Source organism: Pseudomonas sp. TMB3-21 (assembly GCF_054898145.1).
In genome coordinates this window covers 912,218-929,222 of the sequence record NZ_CM142718.1, presented here as the reverse complement: position 1 = coordinate 929,222, position 17,005 = coordinate 912,218, and the positions used below count along the sequence as shown (strand labels likewise).

General features: G+C 60.7%; 17 protein-coding genes and 1 pseudogene. 9 read left to right on the top strand and 9 right to left on the bottom strand.

What is annotated here, in order from left to right; all coding sequences use genetic code 11:
* Positions 1 to 73: 73 nt before the first annotated feature.
* Entirely contained in the window at positions 74 to 367 is a 294-nt protein-coding gene (locus ACYZTS_RS04400; protein WP_028620174.1) for a hypothetical protein, read from the bottom strand.
* 204 nt (positions 368 to 571) lie between these two features.
* Between ACYZTS_RS04400 and ACYZTS_RS04395 the strand changes: the two genes are divergently transcribed.
* Genes ACYZTS_RS04395 through ACYZTS_RS04380 form a run of 4 tightly spaced genes read left to right on the top strand, consistent with a single transcriptional unit; the run spans position 572 to position 2,880 of the window.
* Entirely contained in the window at positions 572 to 874 is a 303-nt protein-coding gene (locus ACYZTS_RS04395; RefSeq protein ID WP_028620173.1) for a MazG-like family protein, read from the top strand.
* The gene (locus tag ACYZTS_RS04390) at positions 874 to 1,623 is read left to right on the top strand and encodes a methyltransferase (RefSeq protein ID WP_028620172.1); all 750 of its coding nucleotides are present in this window, start codon (positions 874 to 876) and stop codon (positions 1,621 to 1,623) included. The genes ACYZTS_RS04395 and ACYZTS_RS04390 overlap by 1 nt, the downstream gene beginning before the upstream one ends.
* A gap of 12 nt (positions 1,624 to 1,635) precedes the next feature.
* Positions 1,636 to 2,265 carry a DUF4136 domain-containing protein gene (locus tag ACYZTS_RS04385; protein ID WP_461994297.1) on the top strand — a complete coding sequence of 210 codons (630 nt, stop codon included), beginning with the start codon at positions 1,636 to 1,638 and terminating at the stop codon, positions 2,263 to 2,265.
* 51 nt (positions 2,266 to 2,316) lie between these two features.
* A complete protein-coding gene (locus tag ACYZTS_RS04380) occupies positions 2,317 to 2,880 on the top strand; it encodes a DUF4136 domain-containing protein (RefSeq protein WP_461994295.1) in 564 nt (187 codons plus the stop codon).
* Positions 2,881 to 2,918: 38 nt separating this feature from the next.
* Here the strand turns inward: ACYZTS_RS04380 and ACYZTS_RS04375 are convergent, their stop codons facing one another.
* Positions 2,919 to 3,773, bottom strand: a complete 855-nt coding sequence (locus ACYZTS_RS04375; protein ID WP_028620169.1) for a MaoC family dehydratase — start codon at positions 3,771 to 3,773, stop codon at positions 2,919 to 2,921.
* Positions 3,774 to 3,775: 2 nt separating this feature from the next.
* Positions 3,776 to 5,134: a 3-oxoacyl-ACP reductase gene (locus ACYZTS_RS04370; RefSeq protein ID WP_461994293.1), complete on the bottom strand. Its 1,359-nt coding sequence runs from the start codon at positions 5,132 to 5,134 to the stop codon at positions 3,776 to 3,778.
* Positions 5,135 to 5,365: 231 nt separating this feature from the next.
* Here ACYZTS_RS04370 and ACYZTS_RS04365 point away from each other — a divergent pair, with 231 nt between their 5' ends.
* Complete coding sequence (locus ACYZTS_RS04365) at positions 5,366 to 6,643, top strand: acetyl-CoA C-acetyltransferase (protein WP_461994291.1); 1,278 nt, start codon at positions 5,366 to 5,368, stop codon at positions 6,641 to 6,643.
* Positions 6,644 to 6,834: 191 nt separating this feature from the next.
* Positions 6,835 to 7,626 carry an AraC family transcriptional regulator gene (locus tag ACYZTS_RS04360; RefSeq protein WP_461994289.1) on the top strand — a complete coding sequence of 264 codons (792 nt, stop codon included), beginning with the start codon at positions 6,835 to 6,837 and terminating at the stop codon, positions 7,624 to 7,626.
* 509 nt (positions 7,627 to 8,135) lie between these two features.
* Here the strand turns inward: ACYZTS_RS04360 and ACYZTS_RS04355 are convergent.
* Complete coding sequence (locus ACYZTS_RS04355; protein WP_412072147.1) at positions 8,136 to 8,864, bottom strand: methyl-accepting chemotaxis protein; 729 nt, start codon at positions 8,862 to 8,864, stop codon at positions 8,136 to 8,138.
* Positions 8,865 to 8,993: 129 nt separating this feature from the next.
* Positions 8,994 to 10,082 (bottom strand): annotated as a pseudogene (locus ACYZTS_RS04350) (cache domain-containing protein); the annotation flags it as partial.
* A 453-nt stretch (positions 10,083 to 10,535) separates the two neighbouring features.
* Here ACYZTS_RS04350 and ACYZTS_RS04345 point away from each other — a divergent pair.
* A complete protein-coding gene (locus tag ACYZTS_RS04345) occupies positions 10,536 to 11,429 on the top strand; it encodes a PA4780 family RIO1-like protein kinase (RefSeq protein ID WP_028620164.1) in 894 nt (297 codons plus the stop codon).
* 202 nt (positions 11,430 to 11,631) lie between these two features.
* Here ACYZTS_RS04345 and cueR read toward each other — a convergent pair whose 3' ends face one another.
* The 3 genes from cueR to ACYZTS_RS04330 form a co-directional block, all read right to left on the bottom strand.
* Positions 11,632 to 12,030 (bottom strand): Cu(I)-responsive transcriptional regulator, encoded by a 399-nt coding sequence (gene cueR / locus ACYZTS_RS04340; RefSeq protein ID WP_028620163.1) that lies wholly within the window; start codon positions 12,028 to 12,030, stop codon positions 11,632 to 11,634.
* Entirely contained in the window at positions 12,027 to 14,420 is a 2,394-nt protein-coding gene (locus tag ACYZTS_RS04335) for a heavy metal translocating P-type ATPase (protein WP_461994286.1), read from the bottom strand. The genes cueR and ACYZTS_RS04335 overlap by 4 nt, the downstream gene beginning before the upstream one ends.
* Before the next feature lie 186 nt (positions 14,421 to 14,606).
* Positions 14,607 to 14,990, bottom strand: a complete 384-nt coding sequence (locus ACYZTS_RS04330) for a hypothetical protein (protein WP_461994284.1) — start codon at positions 14,988 to 14,990, stop codon at positions 14,607 to 14,609.
* A gap of 145 nt (positions 14,991 to 15,135) precedes the next feature.
* Between ACYZTS_RS04330 and ACYZTS_RS04325 the strand changes: the two genes are divergently transcribed.
* Together ACYZTS_RS04325 and ACYZTS_RS04320 are read left to right on the top strand one after the other, a co-directional pair.
* The gene (locus ACYZTS_RS04325; RefSeq protein ID WP_461994282.1) at positions 15,136 to 15,333 is read left to right on the top strand and encodes a heavy-metal-associated domain-containing protein; all 198 of its coding nucleotides are present in this window, start codon (positions 15,136 to 15,138) and stop codon (positions 15,331 to 15,333) included.
* A gap of 126 nt (positions 15,334 to 15,459) precedes the next feature.
* Positions 15,460 to 16,656 (top strand): multidrug effflux MFS transporter, encoded by a 1,197-nt coding sequence (locus ACYZTS_RS04320; RefSeq protein ID WP_461994280.1) that lies wholly within the window; start codon positions 15,460 to 15,462, stop codon positions 16,654 to 16,656.
* Between the two features lie 9 nt (positions 16,657 to 16,665).
* Here the strand turns inward: ACYZTS_RS04320 and ACYZTS_RS04315 are convergent, their stop codons facing one another.
* On the bottom strand, positions 16,666 to 16,833 hold the full coding sequence (locus ACYZTS_RS04315; protein WP_461994279.1) for a hypothetical protein: 168 nt from the start codon (positions 16,831 to 16,833) through the stop codon (positions 16,666 to 16,668).
* Positions 16,834 to 17,005: the final 172 nt, after the last annotated feature.

Genomic DNA, 17,005 nt, shown 5'->3' with positions numbered 1-17,005 from the left:
CTCCTTGAGGAGCGCGCATTGTAACGATTTCAGTGTGGCAGCGAGTCTGCTCGCTACCGAGGGGGTGATGATTTTAGTGGATTATCCAGCTCAGCAACCACAGCCCCAGCAGCAACCAGATGATCCCCATGATGATCGACGCACTCATGAACGCGCGAATCGCCGACCACAACAGTATCAGCCCGACAATCAACGCCAGAATGCTGATGATCGAGGTGTCCATGCCCAGCGTACGGGACAGTCCCTCGACAAAGTTGCTGCCGGCGTTGCTCAACAGGTTGAACAGGCCGCTGAGGCCATCGACGATGAAACGGATGACCGAACCGAGTGCCTGGCCGAGCCATTCGAAGAAGCTTTCTACCTGCATGTGAACATCCTTGGTGACTGTGGTGGCGTGGTTGCCGAATTTGAATCTTGGGCTATCGATCAGGGCGCCGAGTTCCCTGCTGCCGCAATCGCCTCAGTATGACTCAGGAAAGCTGCAGCCGCTGAACGCTGGCGCCGTCCGCGCTACACAGACCTTGCCATGATTGAGGATCCCCCCGAAGCTATACGCCTTCAGGAGAGCCCGATGAACCTAGTTGAACTGACCGAACGCTTGCACGCCATCCGCGATCGCAATAACTGGCGACAATTTCACAGCCCGAAAAACCTGGCGATGGCCGCGAGCGTGGAAATGTCCGAGCTGGTGGAAATCTTCCAGTGGCTCAGTGAAGACCAGTCCCGCCAGTTGCCGGCCGACAAACTTGCCCACGCCGGACAGGAAGTCGGCGACATCGTGCTCTATCTTTTGCTGTTGTGCAGCGAGCTCGGTTTGGACATGAACGAAGTGGTGCGCAGCAAACTCGCCGACAGTGAACGGAGATTCAGCTGATGAGCGACCGTCATTTCGATCAACTGGCGACCCGCTTCGCAGAGAAAATCTACGGCGGCGCGAAAGGAGCAATCCGCCTCGCCGTGCTCCAGGCCGATCTGGCCGAAGTCCTGCCCGAGCGGCCACTGCGCGTGCTCGACATCGGTGCCGGCCTGGGCCACATGTCGCTGTGGCTGGCCGAGCGCGGGCATGAAGTGACGCTGGCCGAGCCTGCCGAGCCGATGCTCGAAGGCGCCCGGCAGCGGTTCGCCGATGCCGGGCAAACCGCGACATTCATTCAGGCGCCCTGGCAGGATCTGCTCGGGCAGCTCAACGAGCCCTATGATCTGGTGCTCTGTCACGCGGTACTCGAATGGCTCGCCGAACCCCACGCGATCCTGCCAGTGCTGCATCAACTGACCAAACCCGAAGGCTGGTTGTCGCTGGCGTTTTACAACCGCGATGCGCTGATCTACCGCAACCTGCTCAAGGGGCACTTTCGCAAAATGCGCAAGAACGACATGGCCGGCGAGAAACAGAGCCTGACCCCGCAACAGCCACTTGATCCGCGAGAGCTTGCGGCGCAACTTGAAGGCCTGTGGCGGGTCGAAACCCAGAGCGGGGTTCGCGTTTTTCACGACTACATGCCGGTGGAATTCCAGGCCCGCGCGTCACTGGTGGATCTGCTCGAAATGGAGCTCGCCCACCGTCGCCACCCAGGCTTCGCCGGGCTTGGGCGTTACCTGCACTGGATCTGTCGGCCGATCTGATCGGAGCGCGAAATGAAAAATCGTTCAGGGTTACTGCTGATCTGTCTGGGTCTGGCTGCCTGCCAGGGCAGCAACCCTTACGTAGCGAGTTCCAGACCTCTGCCGCCGGCCCCACCGCAAGCGGCAAGCACCTTCGACCGCAGCGCCTACCCGGCACCGCCGCGAGACTACGGCCGTTACCGCAGCTGGTCGTGGCTCAACGGGCGCCTGCCACCGGGCACGGCCTGGGCTGACTCGGCGCAGGTCGCCGAAGCCGTGAGCAGCGCGCTCGATCAGCGTGGCCTGCGCCCGCTGCATGACAATCGTGCTGCCGACCTGTTTGTCAGCGCCGACCTTCGGCTGGAAACCCGCATGCGCCAGGTTCGCGACGACTACGGTTACGGTGGCGGTTATGGCGGTTATGGCGGTTATGGCGGCTACAATCGTTATGGCAGCGGTTACGGCATGTACAACACGGTGCCGATCGTGCGCACTTACCAGGAACAGGTTGTGGTGGTGCGCGTGGACTTGTTCGATGCTCAGAGCGGCCAGCCCGTCTGGAGTTCGAGTGCCGAAACCAGCCAACGCGGTGCACAGGGCGCGCAAACCGATGCCATTCGCGAAGCGGTGGAAAAGGCCATGTCGGCCTATCCGCCGAGCTAGCCGGAATTGCCTGGTGTACCGCAGATTCATGTCTTCACTCGGAGAATCACCATGTTCCGTCGTATCGCACTACTGGTTGTCGCCGCACTGCTCAGCGCCTGTGCCTCCAACCAGGTCAACAATGACTTTGATGCCAGCCGAGACTTTGCCGCGTATCGCAGCTGGAGCTGGATGGAGCCGGCTCTGCAATATCGGCCCGATGACCCACGAATCAAGAGTGACCTGACCGAGCAACGCATTCGCCAGTCGGTGTCCGATCAGCTCGATCAACGCGGCCTGCGCCCGGCACCCGGGGGCAGCAAGGGTGATCTCAGCGTGCAGACCTACCTGATCGTCGAGCAGCGCCAGCAACAAGTGACGACCCACTACGGCGGCGGGGGCGGGTGGGGCAGTCCGTGGAATGGTTACTGGGGCGGGCCGATGTACAACGAAACCCGCAACGTCAGTTACAAGGTCGCGATCATTCAGATCGATCTGCTGGACAGCAAGGACGGCAAACTGGTGTGGCGTGGCAGCGATGAACAACTGGTCAGCGGTTCGCCGAATCCGACTGATCGTGCCAACGCTATCCGCGAGACGGTTGGCAGGATACTCGCCAATTATCCGCCTCGCTGAAAGGCACCTTTGCGCGCGATTGCCCTGCTATGGCGAGCTCAGGAAATCGGCCGCCAGTGCCCGACCATGTGTTGCAGCTCCCCGACACCCATCAATTGGAAATCGCCGCTGGAGCCTGCCGCGCTGGCCAGTAACGTCACCTCGCTGGGCAGGCGTACCGGTTTGTGAAACTGCACCGCAATCTCGACGTTGGCTGTTGGCAGATGTTGATCCAGCGCTGCCAGCGTGCGCGCCTTGTTCCACAGGCCATGGGCGATCGCCGTCGGGAAGCCAAACAGCTTGGCGCTCGCGGCACTCAAATGAATCGGATTGTAATCGCCCGACACTTTCGCGTATTGCCGACCGATGTCGGCCGGGGCCTTCCAGCGGCTGACTTCGGTGAGCGACAAGCTTGCTGCCAGGACTTCTTCGACGGGGTCACCGTCGAGTTTGACGCCACGACAGAGCATCTGGCTTTCAGCCTCCCAGAGCGTCCCCAATTGATCTTCCAGGGTCGTCAGCAGATCAAATGTCGCACCTTTGGCGTGCGGTTGCAGATTGACCACCTGCACACTGACTCGCGCGCGATGCACGCCGCCCATCGGCCGAATAAGGCGAATGCGGTTGCTCAAGTGAATCAACCCCAACAGGGGAAACGGAAAGTCTTTGGCTGTCAGCAAGTGCATCTGCAAAGCGAACGCTAGGATGTGCGGGTAGGTCGGTGGCAGCAAGCCGCTGTCGGCAAACCCGCAAACCTTGCGATAGTCCGCGAGGCGTTTTGGATCGACATCGACCCAGCATCGCAGCCCAGTCTCGGGCAGCGTGGTGCCAGTGATCTTGCGCCGCACCGCCGCTTGCGCGTACGAGGCAGGCAGGCCGGGCTCGCGTTCAAGTGTGTGCCAGTCATTGTTCATGGTTACGCCCCCAGCACACTTTGCCCGCAGACACGCAGCGCTTGTCCGGTGTAGCCGCCCGTGCCCGGTTGTGCCAGCCAGGCCACGGCTTCAGCAACGTCTTGTGGCACGCCGCCCTGGCCCAGCGAGCTCATGCGCCGTCCGCCTTCGCGCACAGCAAATGGCAGGTGCGCCGTCATCTGGGTTTCGATGAACCCCGGTGCGACTGCGTTGATGCTGATGCCGCGCTCATTGAGCAGCGGTGCCCAGGCCTGTGCCAGACCGATCAACCCCGCCTTGCTGGCGGCGTAATTGGTTTGCCCGCGATTGCCGGCAATACCGCTGATCGACGCCAGCAGAATGACCCGGCCGTTGTCGCGCAACGTGCCGCTGTCGAGTAGCGCCTTGGTCAGCACCTGTGGCGCGTTGAGGTTGACCGCGAGCACCGCGTCCCAAAATTCCGGGGTCATGTTGGCAAGGGTTTTGTCGCGGGTGATGCCGGCGTTGTGCACCACGATATCAACGCCATCGGGCAGGTCTTCGATCAACTGCGCTGCCGCGTCTTCGGCGCAAATGTCCAGGATGATGCTGCGCGCGCCGAGGCGTGCGGCGAGGCCTTCCAGATCGTTTTTGGCCTGCGGGACGTCCAGCAGAATAACGTCGGCGCCATCGCGGGCCAGCGTTTCGGCGATGGAGGCGCCAATCCCGCGTGCGGCGCCCGTGACCAGAGCCTTACGCCCGGACAACGGGCGGGTCCAGTCGGTAACCGGAGTGTCACAGGCATTCACCCGGACCACTTGCCCGGAGACGAAGGCGCTCTTGGGCGAAAGAAAAAATCGCAGCGGGCCTTCCAGTTGATCTTCGGCACCTTCACCCACCTGGATCAGTTGCAGAGTCCCGCCGCCGCGTAATTCCTTGGCCAGCGAGCGGCTGAAGCCCTCCAGCGCGCGTTGGGCGCTGGCGGCGAACGGGTCGCTGATTGTTTGCGGGTCGCGTCCGAGAATCACCAGGTGTGCGTTGTGATCAAGGTTTTTCATCAACGGTTGAAAAAACTCGCGCAGCTGTTTCAGCGCGTCGGTCTGCTTCAATTCGCTGGCATCGAATACCACGGCCTTGAGCTTGGGGCCATGGCCGGGAATCCATGCCGCGGCTTTTTCAGGTGCAGGTTCGGTGTCGTAGCTGAAAATCGCGTCAGTCAGGCGATTGGCGAAAACGCTGACTTTTTCCGCCAGCGCACCGCCGCCAATCAGTAGCGCGCCTTCGACAGGGCGCAGCCGGCCTGCTTGCCAGCGCTCCAGTCGGACGGGCGTCGGCAGACCAAGGGCACCGACCAGACGATGGCCGAGGGACGAGTTGGCGAAGTCGATATAACGGTCAGACATGGAACGCGCTCCAGCAGCTGGGGTTCAAAGTGTGGACCACGAATGGCAATCAGTCGTTCGATCCACGAATAAAGCCTACGCTTGGGCATTGCAGTCGCGGATTGTGGGAGCAAAGCTTGCTCGCGAAAACGGTGCGTCATTTACAACGATGGTGATTGACCCACCGTATTCGCGAGCAAGCTTTGCTCCCACGGTACTGCACTCAATTTAAGGTTTTGATCAGGAGCTTTTATGACTCAGCTGCGTCGCGTCGCAATCATCGGTGGCAACCGGATTCCCTTCGCCCGCTCCAACGGGCCATACGCTACCGCGAGCAACCAGGCGATGCTCACGGCCGCGCTCGAAGGCCTGATCGAGCGGTTCAACCTGCACGGTGAGCGCATGGGCGAAGTCGCGGCGGGTGCCGTGCTCAAACATTCCCATGATTTCAACCTGACCCGCGAATGCGTGCTTGGCTCGCGGCTCTCGCCAACCACACCGGCCTACGACATTCAGCAGGCATGTGGCACCGGTCTTGAAGCCGCGTTGTTGGTGGCGAACAAAATTGCCCTCGGCCAGATCGACTGCGGCATCGCTGGCGGCGTCGACACCACATCCGACGCGCCGATCGGGATCAACGAAGGCCTGCGCAAAATTCTTTTGCAGGCCAATCGAGGCAAAACCACCGCCGACAAACTGAAAACGTTCCTGCAGTTGCGTCCTGGCCATCTCATCCCGCAATTCCCGCGCAACGGCGAGCCGCGCACGGAGCTGTCCATGGGCGAACATTGCGAATTGATGGCGCAGACCTGGAACATCCCGCGTGAGGAGCAGGATCAACTCGCCCTCGAAAGCCACCAGAAAATGGCTGCGTCCTACACCGAGGGTTGGCATAACGAGCTGATGACGCCGTTCCTCGGCCTGACCCGCGACAACAATCTGCGCCCTGACCTGACGCTGGAGAAACTCGCTTCACTGAAACCGGCATTCGAAAAAAGCGCCAAGGGCACGTTGACCGCCGGCAATTCAACGCCGCTCACTGATGGCGCCTCACTGGTGCTGCTCGGCAGCGAGGAATGGGCGAAGGCGCGCGGCTTGCCGATCCTCGCTTACTTGCGCGACGGCGAGGCGGCAGCGGTGGATTTCGTCAACGGCGCGGAAGGTCTGTTGATGGCACCGGTGTATGCGGTGCGGCGTTTGCTGGAGCGCAATGGATTGACGTTGCAGGACTTCGATTATTACGAGATTCACGAGGCATTCGCCGCGCAGGTGCTGTGTACGCTCAAGGCCTGGGAGGATCCCGAATACTGCAAAATCCGACTGGGGCTCGACGCGCCGCTGGGTTCCATCGATCGCACGCGTTTGAACGTCAAAGGCAGTTCACTGGCGGCCGGGCATCCATTTGCCGCCACGGGCGGGCGCATTGTCGCCAGCCTGGCCAAACTGCTGGACGCTGCAGGCAAGGGCCGTGGCCTGATTTCGATTTGTGCGGCGGGCGGGCAAGGCGTCACCGCGATCATCGAACGCTGATCCCATTAGTCGAACCGGAAACCTGTGGGAGCGAGCCTGCTCGCGATAGCGGGGTCTCAGTCATCGAAGATATTGACTGGAACGCCGCCATCGCGAGCAGGCTCGCTCCCACATGGGATTCGTGGTGTTGAATTGATCAACCATTTGCCCTAACGTCCGCTGCAAGCCCTTACCCGATATCACCCCCACAAATGGCGACCAACGGACAACTCTCACTCGAACGAACAATCCCCGACCTGACCGCTCTGCCGCGCCCGCTGTTCGCCCGTGCCGAAAGCCTGAACGCCGGCTCCTGGACGCCGCCGCATCGGCATGACTGGGTGCAATTTTCCTATGCCATCAGCGGCGTTCTTGGCGTGCATACCGCTGAGGGCAGTTTTTTTGCGCCGCCGCAGTGGGGCATCTGGATCCCCGCCGACCTTGAGCATCAGGTCGTCACGTCGATGCGCGCCGAGATGCGCAGCCTTTACGTGCGTCGCGAAGATTGCCAATGGGCCGATGGGCGATGCCGAGTGCTGGAGGTGACGCCGCTGGCGCGGGAATTGATCAAGAGTTTTTGCCTGCTGCCGGTGGAATATTCCCAAGGCGACAGTGCAGAAGCGCGTCTGGTCAGTGTTTTGCTGGATCAATTGGCGAATCTGCCGGAAGTCGGTTTCTCGCTACCGTTGCCGCGCCATCAGCGCTTGCTTGAACTGTGTAACGAGCTGATCGAAAACCCTGAGCTGCACGTGACGCTACAGGACTGGGCAGGCCGCCTGGGCACTTCGGATAAAACCCTGATGCGCCTGTTCCAGCGCGAGACCGGGTTGAGTTTTCGCGGTTGGCGCCAGCGGATGCGCTTGCTGTCGTCGTTGAATGTGCTGGAGAGTGGCGAGAGTGTGACCAACGCGGCGCTGGCTTGCGGGTACGACTCGACGTCGGCGTTCATTGCGGCGTTCAGAGGGTTGTTCGGGTTTACGCCGGGGGAATTGTTTCGGCAGTGAAGATGCTTTCGCGCGGGCTTGGATTTCGCTCGATGTTCAGAGGTGTTCGCGATTTACTGTAGGAGCTGGCTTGCCAGCGATGGCTATGTCTTGGGCGACGTTTGTTGTGAAGGTGTACATATCCATTTCTGCGGCTGAGGCTGATATTGGTTTCGCTCTTACAGCGAGTCACTTGGAAAAGCCTACGCGGCCCGGCACCAAGTAACCAAGTGCTCTTGCCCCTGACGTCCGGTGGCTCGCTAGTGCTCGCCATGCCTTCGCTCCGGTCCTGCTCCGTGGGCCCGCCGCGATCGGCCATCCTTGGCCGTGCGCGGCTAACCCGGCATCCATGCCGGGTTGCCCACTGCGCAGAACCACCGCTCAGCCTCCCGACGGTGCGCTAACCGCCACAGCCGCCGAGGCGGCCTGGTAGCCGACCTGGCTGGTTTGTTCGACTGCATTTCAAATCGAGAAACCTGCTCCGCAGGCGATCCGACGATTGGCCGCGAAGCGGGCACCAAGATTCTCCATCAGGTCCTAAACCGCCGAACCAACCCATCCAGCTCATTCGACAACCCGGCCAGACTCTGCGAATCCAGCCGCGCCGAATCCGCCAGTTCCGCCACCAGCTGCGCATCGCCGTGGATCTGGCTGATGTGCCGATTGATGTCTTCAGCCACCTGATGCTGTTGTTCCGCTGCCGTCGCAATCTGTGTATTCATGTCGCGGATCACGTCCACCGACTCACGAATCTGCCCGAAACTGCTTCGCGCCTCACCGATGCGCGTCACCGATTGTTGCGACACTTCCAGGCTCGCGCGCATCTGATGAGTCACCTGGCTGGTACGTTTGGCCAGAGTGCCCAGCAACCCGTCGATCTCCGCCGTGGAATCGGCCGTGCGTTTGGCCAGCGCCCGCACTTCATCGGCCACCACCGCAAAACCCCGACCTTGCTCACCAGCCCGGGCAGCTTCGATGGCAGCGTTCAGCGCCAGCAAGTTGGTCTGTTCGGCAATCGAGCGAATGGTCCCCAGAATCGACTGGATGTCATTGCTGTCGCGTTCCAGCTGTTGCATCGACTGCGCCGACTGCTCGATCTCCTGACTCAAGCGATCGACACTGCTCACAGCCGCATCGATCTGTTGCTGACCTTCACGCGCCTGACGCTGGCCACTGTCGGCCGACTCTGCCGCCTGGCTGCACGAGCGCGCGACTTCGTTGGCGGTGGCGACCATTTCGTGGAACGCCGTGGACACCATGTCCACCGCTTCGCGCTGACGACCGGCCGCTTCGGCCATGTCGCTCGACACCTGCGTCGAGCTTTTCGAAGTGGCGAGGATTTTCGTCGCGGCGCCACCGATGCTTTGAATCAGGTTACGAATCGCCGCCAGGAACTGGTTGAACCAGCTGGCCAGTTGCGCGGTTTCATCGCTGCCACGCACCTGCAGGTTTTTGGTCAAATCCCCTTCACCCTGAGCGATGCCTTCCAGCCCACTGGCGACGCTGCGGATTGGCCGCACGATGACGCTGGCGAAGCTGGCGCCGACCACGGCGAAAATCACCGCGAGCACAGCTGCAATAATTGCGATCAGCCACGTCAGCTGTGTGGCCGAGCTCATCACATCGTCTTGTTTGATCAGGCCGACAAACGTCCAGCCAAGTTGCTCCGACGGCCACACGTTGGCCATGTAGCGCTCGCCATTCAGCTCGACTTCCACCAGCCCTTTGCCGGCCTTGCCCAATTGTGCGTAACCCTCGCCGAGGCTGCTCAACGGTTTGAAGTTGTGTTCCGGTTGTTTCGGATCGACCAGCACGGTGCCGGTGTTTTCCATCAACATCAGGTAGCCGCTTTCACCCAGCTTGATCTGTTTGACGATTTCGGTGAGCTGCTTGAGCGTCACGTCGATGCTGACCACGCCGCCGTTGGTCCCCAGTTTGTTGTCGATGGTGCGCACGGTGCTGACGTAGGTTGCATCGTCCTCGGCCCAGTAATACGCCTCGGTGCGAAACGGCTTGCCCGGTTTGGCCTGCGCCGCTTTGTACCAGGGACGCTGGCGTGGGTCGTAGTTGTTCAGCTTCGCGTCGTCCGGCCAGGACACGTAACCGCCGGCCGCCGTGCCGAGGATCGCGTAGGCGTAGGAAGGGTGGCTGTTGCCGAGGTTTTGCAGCAGGGCGAAGACCTTTTTGTCGGCCTCGCCTTGGGGAATACTTTCCGCATTGGCGCTCATGTAAGTCTTGAGGCTGTCATCGGATTCTTTGATCAGCGGCTGAGACGCCAGGTAATCGACGTTCTGGCTGATGCCGTCGAAAAATATTTGCATGGCATTGCTGACCTGACGAATTTCGCGACCACTGCTGTCGACGAAATTGTCCTTGGCGTCACTGCGCAAGTTCAGCACAACGAGGGTGGCGACCAGCACCACGGGCAAGCAGGCGATGATTGCAAACGCCCAGGTCAGCTTCTGTTTGATGTTCATCCGCGCTCCAGATTTTCTTGTAGGCCCACGCAGTGCAGTTGACTCGCGGATTTATTGGCAGCAATAAACGTGATGGTTGAACCCGGCTCCCTGGGTGCGGCCTCGTTTTTATCGGAACGATCGTCGGACAAATTCCCTCGTCACTGAAGACTTCGGCTGTTGTCAGAGGAAATTGAGGGCAGAAGGGATAAATCCTACGAAGGGTATGCCTGCGTTTGTCGGGTTCTGTCGCAAATCCCCTGCATTGGGTCACCAACAATTCCCATCAGCTCAGCTATGATCCCCATCGGTCGAATGGCATCGGCGGGGTGCATCGATAAATACGGCACATTGTGTGCTTACTGTTCCCCACGGAACGTTCATAGGTCGGCACCCCCTCCCCCGATTGAGCAGATTGCCGTATAACGAATGACTTTCGCGTGTTTGGTAATAAAGGACCCACAATAAAAGCTGATGAAGACTCCAAAACGCATTGAACCCCTGATCGAGGACGGTCTGGTCGACGAGGTGCTGCGCCCACTCATGAGTGGTAAAGAAGCAGCTGTTTATGTGGTGCGCTGCGGCAACGAGTTACGTTGCGCGAAGGTTTACAAGGAGGCGAATAAACGCAGTTTCCGCCAGGCGGCCGAATATCAGGAAGGCCGCAAGGTGCGCAACAGCCGGCAGGCTCGGGCGATGGCCAAGGGCTCGAAGTTCGGCAAGAAAGAAACCGAAGATGCCTGGCAGAATGCTGAAGTGGCGGCGTTGTTTCGCCTCGCCGGTGCCGGTGTCCGGGTACCCAAGCCGTACGACTTCCTCGAAGGCGTGCTGCTGATGGAACTGGTTGCCGACGAATACGGCGATGCGGCGCCGCGTCTGAATGACGTGGTGCTGGAGCCGGATCAGGCGCGCGAGTATCACGCGTTCCTGATTTCGCAGATCGTGCTGATGTTGTGTACCGGACTGGTGCACGGTGACTTGTCCGAGTTCAACGTACTGCTGACGCCGACAGGTCCGGTCATCATCGACCTGCCGCAAGCGGTTGACGCGGCGGGCAACAACCATGCTTTCAGCATGCTTGAGCGGGATGTGGGCAACATGGCGTCGTACTTCGGCCGGTTCGCGCCGGAGCTGAAGCAGACCCGTTACGCCAAAGAAATGTGGGCCTTGTACGAGGCCGGCACCTTACACCCGGCGAGCATTTTGACCGGTGAGTTCGATGAGCCGGAAGAGCTGGCCGATGTCGGCGGCATCATGCGCGAAATCGAGGCGGCCCGCCTGGATGAAGAACGCAAGCAAGCGGTACGCGCGGCGGACGATGCGCCACCGGGCAAAACCGAAGAACCGCCTCCACCGTGGATGCAGTGATCGGTTGAACAAAACCCGGCCTCGGCCGGGTTTTTTGTGGGCGACGGTTTGGGGTAGACAGTACTGGCGCCTTCGCGAGCAAGCCCGCTCCCACAGGGTTTTGTGTCAGGCCTGAAGCCTTTATGCACGCTGCACCTTGTGGGAGCGGGCTTGCCCGCGAAGGCGTCGGTAGATTCGACATCTGTGCCAACGGCACGACCTACTAGGCGCAGCACCCCGATTCGAGACTTTTCAGAATCGGACAGTCCGGGCGGTGATCGCCCTGGCAGTGATCCACCAGATCCTGCAGCGTGTCGCGCAGTTGCCCCATCTCGAGAATTTTGCGATTCAGCTCGTCAATGTGCTGGCGAGCAAGCGCTTTGACATCCGCGCTCGCCCGTTGCCGATCCTGCCAAAGGGTCAGCAACTTGCCGACTTCCTCCAGTGAAAAGCCCAGGTCCCGCGACCGCTTGATGAAGGCCAGCGTGTGTAAATCATCCTCGCCATAAACCCGATAACCGCTGTCCGTGCGATGAGCTGCCTTGAGCAGACCGATCGACTCGTAATAACGAATCATCTTCGCGCTGAGTCCGCTTACCCGAGCCGCTTGGCCAATGTTCATCGGTCATCCTCCAGGTCCTTGGGTTTCCAGGTTTTCAACAGTAACGCATTGCTGACCACGCTGACGCTCGACAACGCCATCGCCGCGCCGGCCAGTACCGGATTGAGGAAGCCGAAAACCGCCAGCGGAATACCGATCAGGTTGTAGACAAATGCCCAGAACAGATTCTGACGAATTTTCGCGTAGGTCTTGCGGCTGATTTCCAGCGCGGCCGGCACCAGTCGAGGATCGCCGCGCATCAGGGTGATCCCGGCGGCGTGCATCGCGACATCGGTGCCGCCGCCCATGGCAATGCCGATGTCCGCAGCCGCCAGGGCCGGTGCGTCGTTGATGCCATCGCCGACCATTGCGACCACACCGGTTTTCTTCAGCGTCGCGACCGTCGCGGCTTTGTCGGCCGGCAGCACTTCAGCGTAGACATCCTCGATGCCCAGCGCTTCGGCGACCACGCGGGCGCTGCCGCGATTGTCACCCGTCAGCAGATGACTGCTGATGTGGCGCTCGCGCAGTTGCTGCACCGCTTGCAGCGCGCCGGGTTTCAACGTGTCACCGAACGCGAACAACCCGAGCACTGCGGGGGTGGGGCTTTGTTCGATCAGCCAAGACAACGTGCGGCCTTCGGCTTCCCATGCGGCGGCAGATTCGGCCAGCTCACCCGCTGGCAAAGCGCTTTCGTCCAGCAGGCGACGATTGCCCAGCGCCAGACGTCGGCCATCAAGGCTGCCGGCGATGCCGCGCCCCGTCAGCGACTGACTGTCGCGGATATCGGCAACGGTTAGACCGCGTTCGGCGCAAGCGTCCAGTACGGCTTTGGCCAGAGGGTGTTCACTGCCGCGTTGCAGCGCCCCGGCCATTTGCAACAAGGCGTTTTCGTCACCTGCGATTGCGCTCAAATGCGCGATGCGCGGCGTGCCCGAGGTCAGCGTGCCGGTTTTATCAAACACCACCGCGCTGACTTCATGGGCGCGTTCGAGCGCTTCGGCGTCCTTGATCAAAATGCCATAGCGCGCGGCGACGCCGGTGCCGGCCATGATTGCAGTCGGAGTGGCGAGACCAAGAGCGCACGGACAGGCTATGACCAAAACCGCGACAGCGTTGATCAGCGCTGTCTCGACGGGCGCTCCGTAGAGCCACCAACCGATCAGCGTCGCCAACGCGATTAGCAGAACGGTTGGCACAAACACCTGGCTGACTTTATCCACCAGTTTCTGGATCGGTGCCTTCGCCGCTTGCGCGTCTTCGACCAGACGGATAATCCGCGCCAGCACGGTTTCTGCGCCCAAGGCTTGCGTGCGCACCAGCAGCCGGCCCTCACCGTTGATTGCGCCCCCGGTGACTTTATCCCCAGGCTGCTTCGGCACCGGCAGGCTTTCGCCACTGATCAGCGCTTCATCGGCATGGCTCTGACCCTCGATCACCTCACCGTCCACCGGAAAACGTTCGCCAGGTTTGACCATGACCAGATCGTTGAGGCGCAAAGCGTTGATCGCGACGTCCTGTTCGCGGCCATCGATCACTTGAATCGCGCGCTCCGGACGCAGCGCTTCGAGGGCGCGGATGGCGCCGGCGGTCTGCCGTTTGGCGCGGCTTTCCAGGTATTTGCCCAGCAGCACCAGCGCAATCACTACGGCGGACGCTTCGAAATACAAATGCGGCATGCGCCCGGCGGCGGTCGCCCATTCGTACAGACTCAAGCCATAACCAGCGCTCGTGCCCAAGGCCACCAGCAGATCCATATTGCCGGCCCCGGCGCGCACGGCTTTCCACGCTGCCACGTAAAAACGCGCACCGAAGATGAATTGCACCGGCGTCGCCAATGCAAACTGCGCCCATGCGGGCAGCATCCAGTGCACACCGAACGGTTGCAGCAACATCGGCAGTACCAGCGGCAGGGCAAGGGCAATCGCCATGACCAGCGCCAGGCGCTCACGGTGCAGACGTTGCTGCTGATGATCGGTTTGCGGGTGTTCGACTTCCCAGACGCTGGCGCTGTAGCCCGCTTTGGTGACAGCGGCGATCAGGGTCTGCGGATCGATTTGCCCGAGCAGTTCGAGGTGAGCACGTTCGTTGGCCAGATTGACGCTGACACTTTTCACCCCGGATACCTTGGCCAGCGCACGTTCGACCCGACCGACGCAGGAGGCGCAGGTCATGCCTTCGATGCTTAATTCGAGACTCTGCCGGGGCACGCTGTAACCGGCCTGTTCCACGGCATCCATCAATGCTGGCAGGCTGTCGCCGGGCGCCTGGACGCGGGCCTGTTCGGTGGCCAGGTTGACGCTGACCGCACTGGCGCCGACCACTTTACTCAGGGCGCGCTCGACGCGCCCGGCGCAACTGGCGCAGGTCATGCCGGCAATCGGCAGATTGAACGTGGTGTATTCAGACATCGGTCGCGCTCCCTGTAGTAGATGGCTACAGGATCAACCTTGCCACGCTGGCAAGGTCAAGCGCAAAAAATCAATCCGCGTTAGAGCCCCTGTGGGGTAAGCCTGCTCGCGATGAAATCAGCGCGGTCATTGAGCTACACCGCGTTATCGACGATCGCGAGCCAGCTTGCTCCAAGTGACTGAATATCAGTATTCGAGCGCAGCAGGCTTCAGATACATGCCTTCCTGCGTCATCGCGATCCGGAACTTCAATACATCCCCGGCCTTGAGAGTGATGTTCTGCGAACCTGGGGCGAGCATGCCGGGATTGCAACCCGGTGCCTGGCCCGGCAGCAGCTTGAGGCGCAGCGAGACATTCCCCGGCGGCAGGTTGAACGAGGTGCTCTGTTCCTGGAACAGCCGCGCCGACAACTGGTCCTGGATGTACACGCCAATCTCGCAATTGGTCGAGACTTCCAGGCGCTCGCGGGAAATGATCAGCACGCCGTAATCCACCGGGGCAGCGTTGACGTAGGGCGTAGCGGCGAAGAGGCTGAGCAAGCCAAACAGGCTGAAAGCTGACCAGCGCATGGCTGAATCTCCTGAATCAAGTCATTGATGCATGCAGCTTGGCCGAGCGCGGCGCCGATTGCCAGCCCGGCCGTTCACGGCAGAACTTGACCTTGCCATGGTGGCAAGCTCGACACTGCACGCAACCTATCAAAGGAGTCATCCCATGCAGGTATTCAACGTTCAAGGTATGTCGTGCGGGCATTGCGTAAAAGCCATCACCCAGGCGCTGCAGGCTAAGGATCCAGCGGCCAGTGTGCGGATCGATCTGGCGGCAAAAGAAGTCGGCGTCGAGAGTGCGCTGACGGTCGACCAGGTGATTGCTGTCATTACTGACGAAGGCTACGAAGCGAAAGTTGTCTGAGCCCAGACATCAATCCTGTGGAGCATTTCATCAAACGGGATTTAATAGTTAGCGACCTATCGGATGTTCAAGGCGTTCCCGCGCAGCTAGACTAGGTGGCTGCCGACTTGTCCCACTGGATGCCCGATGAACTTCCGTACCATCTTGATACTTGGCGCCCTGAGCGCATTTGGGCCGCTGGCGATAGATTTCTATCTGCCGGCGTTCCCGACCATGGCGCTGGCATTCGGCACCGACGAAGCACACGTCCAGCTCACGCTGGCGGCGTATTTTCTTGGTTTGTCGATTGGTCAATTGCTGTACGGACCTGTGGCGGATCGCTTCGGACGACGGATTCCGTTGCTGGCCGGCGTCGGTCTCTTCACTGCTGCGTCCTTGGCGTGCGCTTATGCGCCCAACCTCGAATGGCTGATCGCTGCGCGTTTCATTCAGGCGTTAGGCGGTTGTGCGGGGATGGTGATTTCGCGGGCGATTGTCAGCGACAAATGTGATGCAGTGGGCTCGGCCAAAGTCTTTTCGCAATTGATGCTGGTGATGGGCCTGGCGCCGATTCTCGCGCCAATGCTGGGCGGGTTGCTGGTCAACACGACGGGTTGGCAGTCGATCTTCCTCGCGCTGACGGGTTTCAGTGCACTGGCGGCGCTGGCCGTGGCGCTTGGATTGCCGGAGAGCATGCCTGCCGATGCGCCACGTCAGCCATTGTCAGGTGCGCTGCGTCAATACGGCCGGTTGTTGTCAGACCCGATCTTCCTCGGCCACGCGCTGACCGGCGGCATCGCCATCGCCGGGATGTTCGCCTACATCACCGGTTCGCCCTTCGTGTTCATCAAACTCTACGGCGTGCCGGCTGAACATTTCGGTTGGCTGTTCGGCACCAATGCGGCGGGGTTCATTCTGGTGGCGCAGATCAATGCGCGGATGCTCGCAAAGCGTGGTCCGGCCTTCTTGCTGGTGCGCGCGGTGTGGGTTTACCTGGTGGCTGCGCTGGCTTTACTTGTGGTCAGTTCGCTGCACACCGAACAATTGTGGCCGCTGCTGGTGCCGTTGTTTATCTGCATGGCCAGCCTGGGCTGCATTCTGCCGAACGCCTCGGCCTGTGCAATGAACGGGCAGGGTACTCGTGCGGGTAGCGCCTCGGCGCTGCTCGGTTGTCTGCAATTCAGTGTCGCTGCGGGCGCTGCCTGGCTGGTGGGTTTTTTATACGATGGCACGGCCGTGCCGATGGCCATGGTCATCAGCCTGTGTGCAATTCTGGTGGTGAGCGCGGCGATGCTCACCCGGCGTTTGCAAAATGCCCGGGCGCTGGTTCAAGCCCAGGTTTGAGGAAGAACCTCAGCCAGCGGCGCGCTGCTGGTCGGGGAACTGATGAGGGGCGTGCAGGCGCGCTTCAAGGGTGCGGGTGAAAGCGCGAGCTTCGGCTTCGCTGCGGAATGTCACGCTGTGCTGGCCCAGACGGACCTGCCACTGGGATTTTGCCAATTCTTTTATCAGGATCTTCATTGCCGACCTCCTTTGCGTAAAAGATTGCCTTGCAGAGATTTCGATTGTAGACCCGAATATTGATGCAGTTGTGACGGAGGTCAACCTTCGGACTGACGGCAAAAGATCGCAGGCTTCGCCGGCTCGTACGGGTTTCAATTGTGGGAAAAATCCGTAGGAGCTGGCGAAGCCT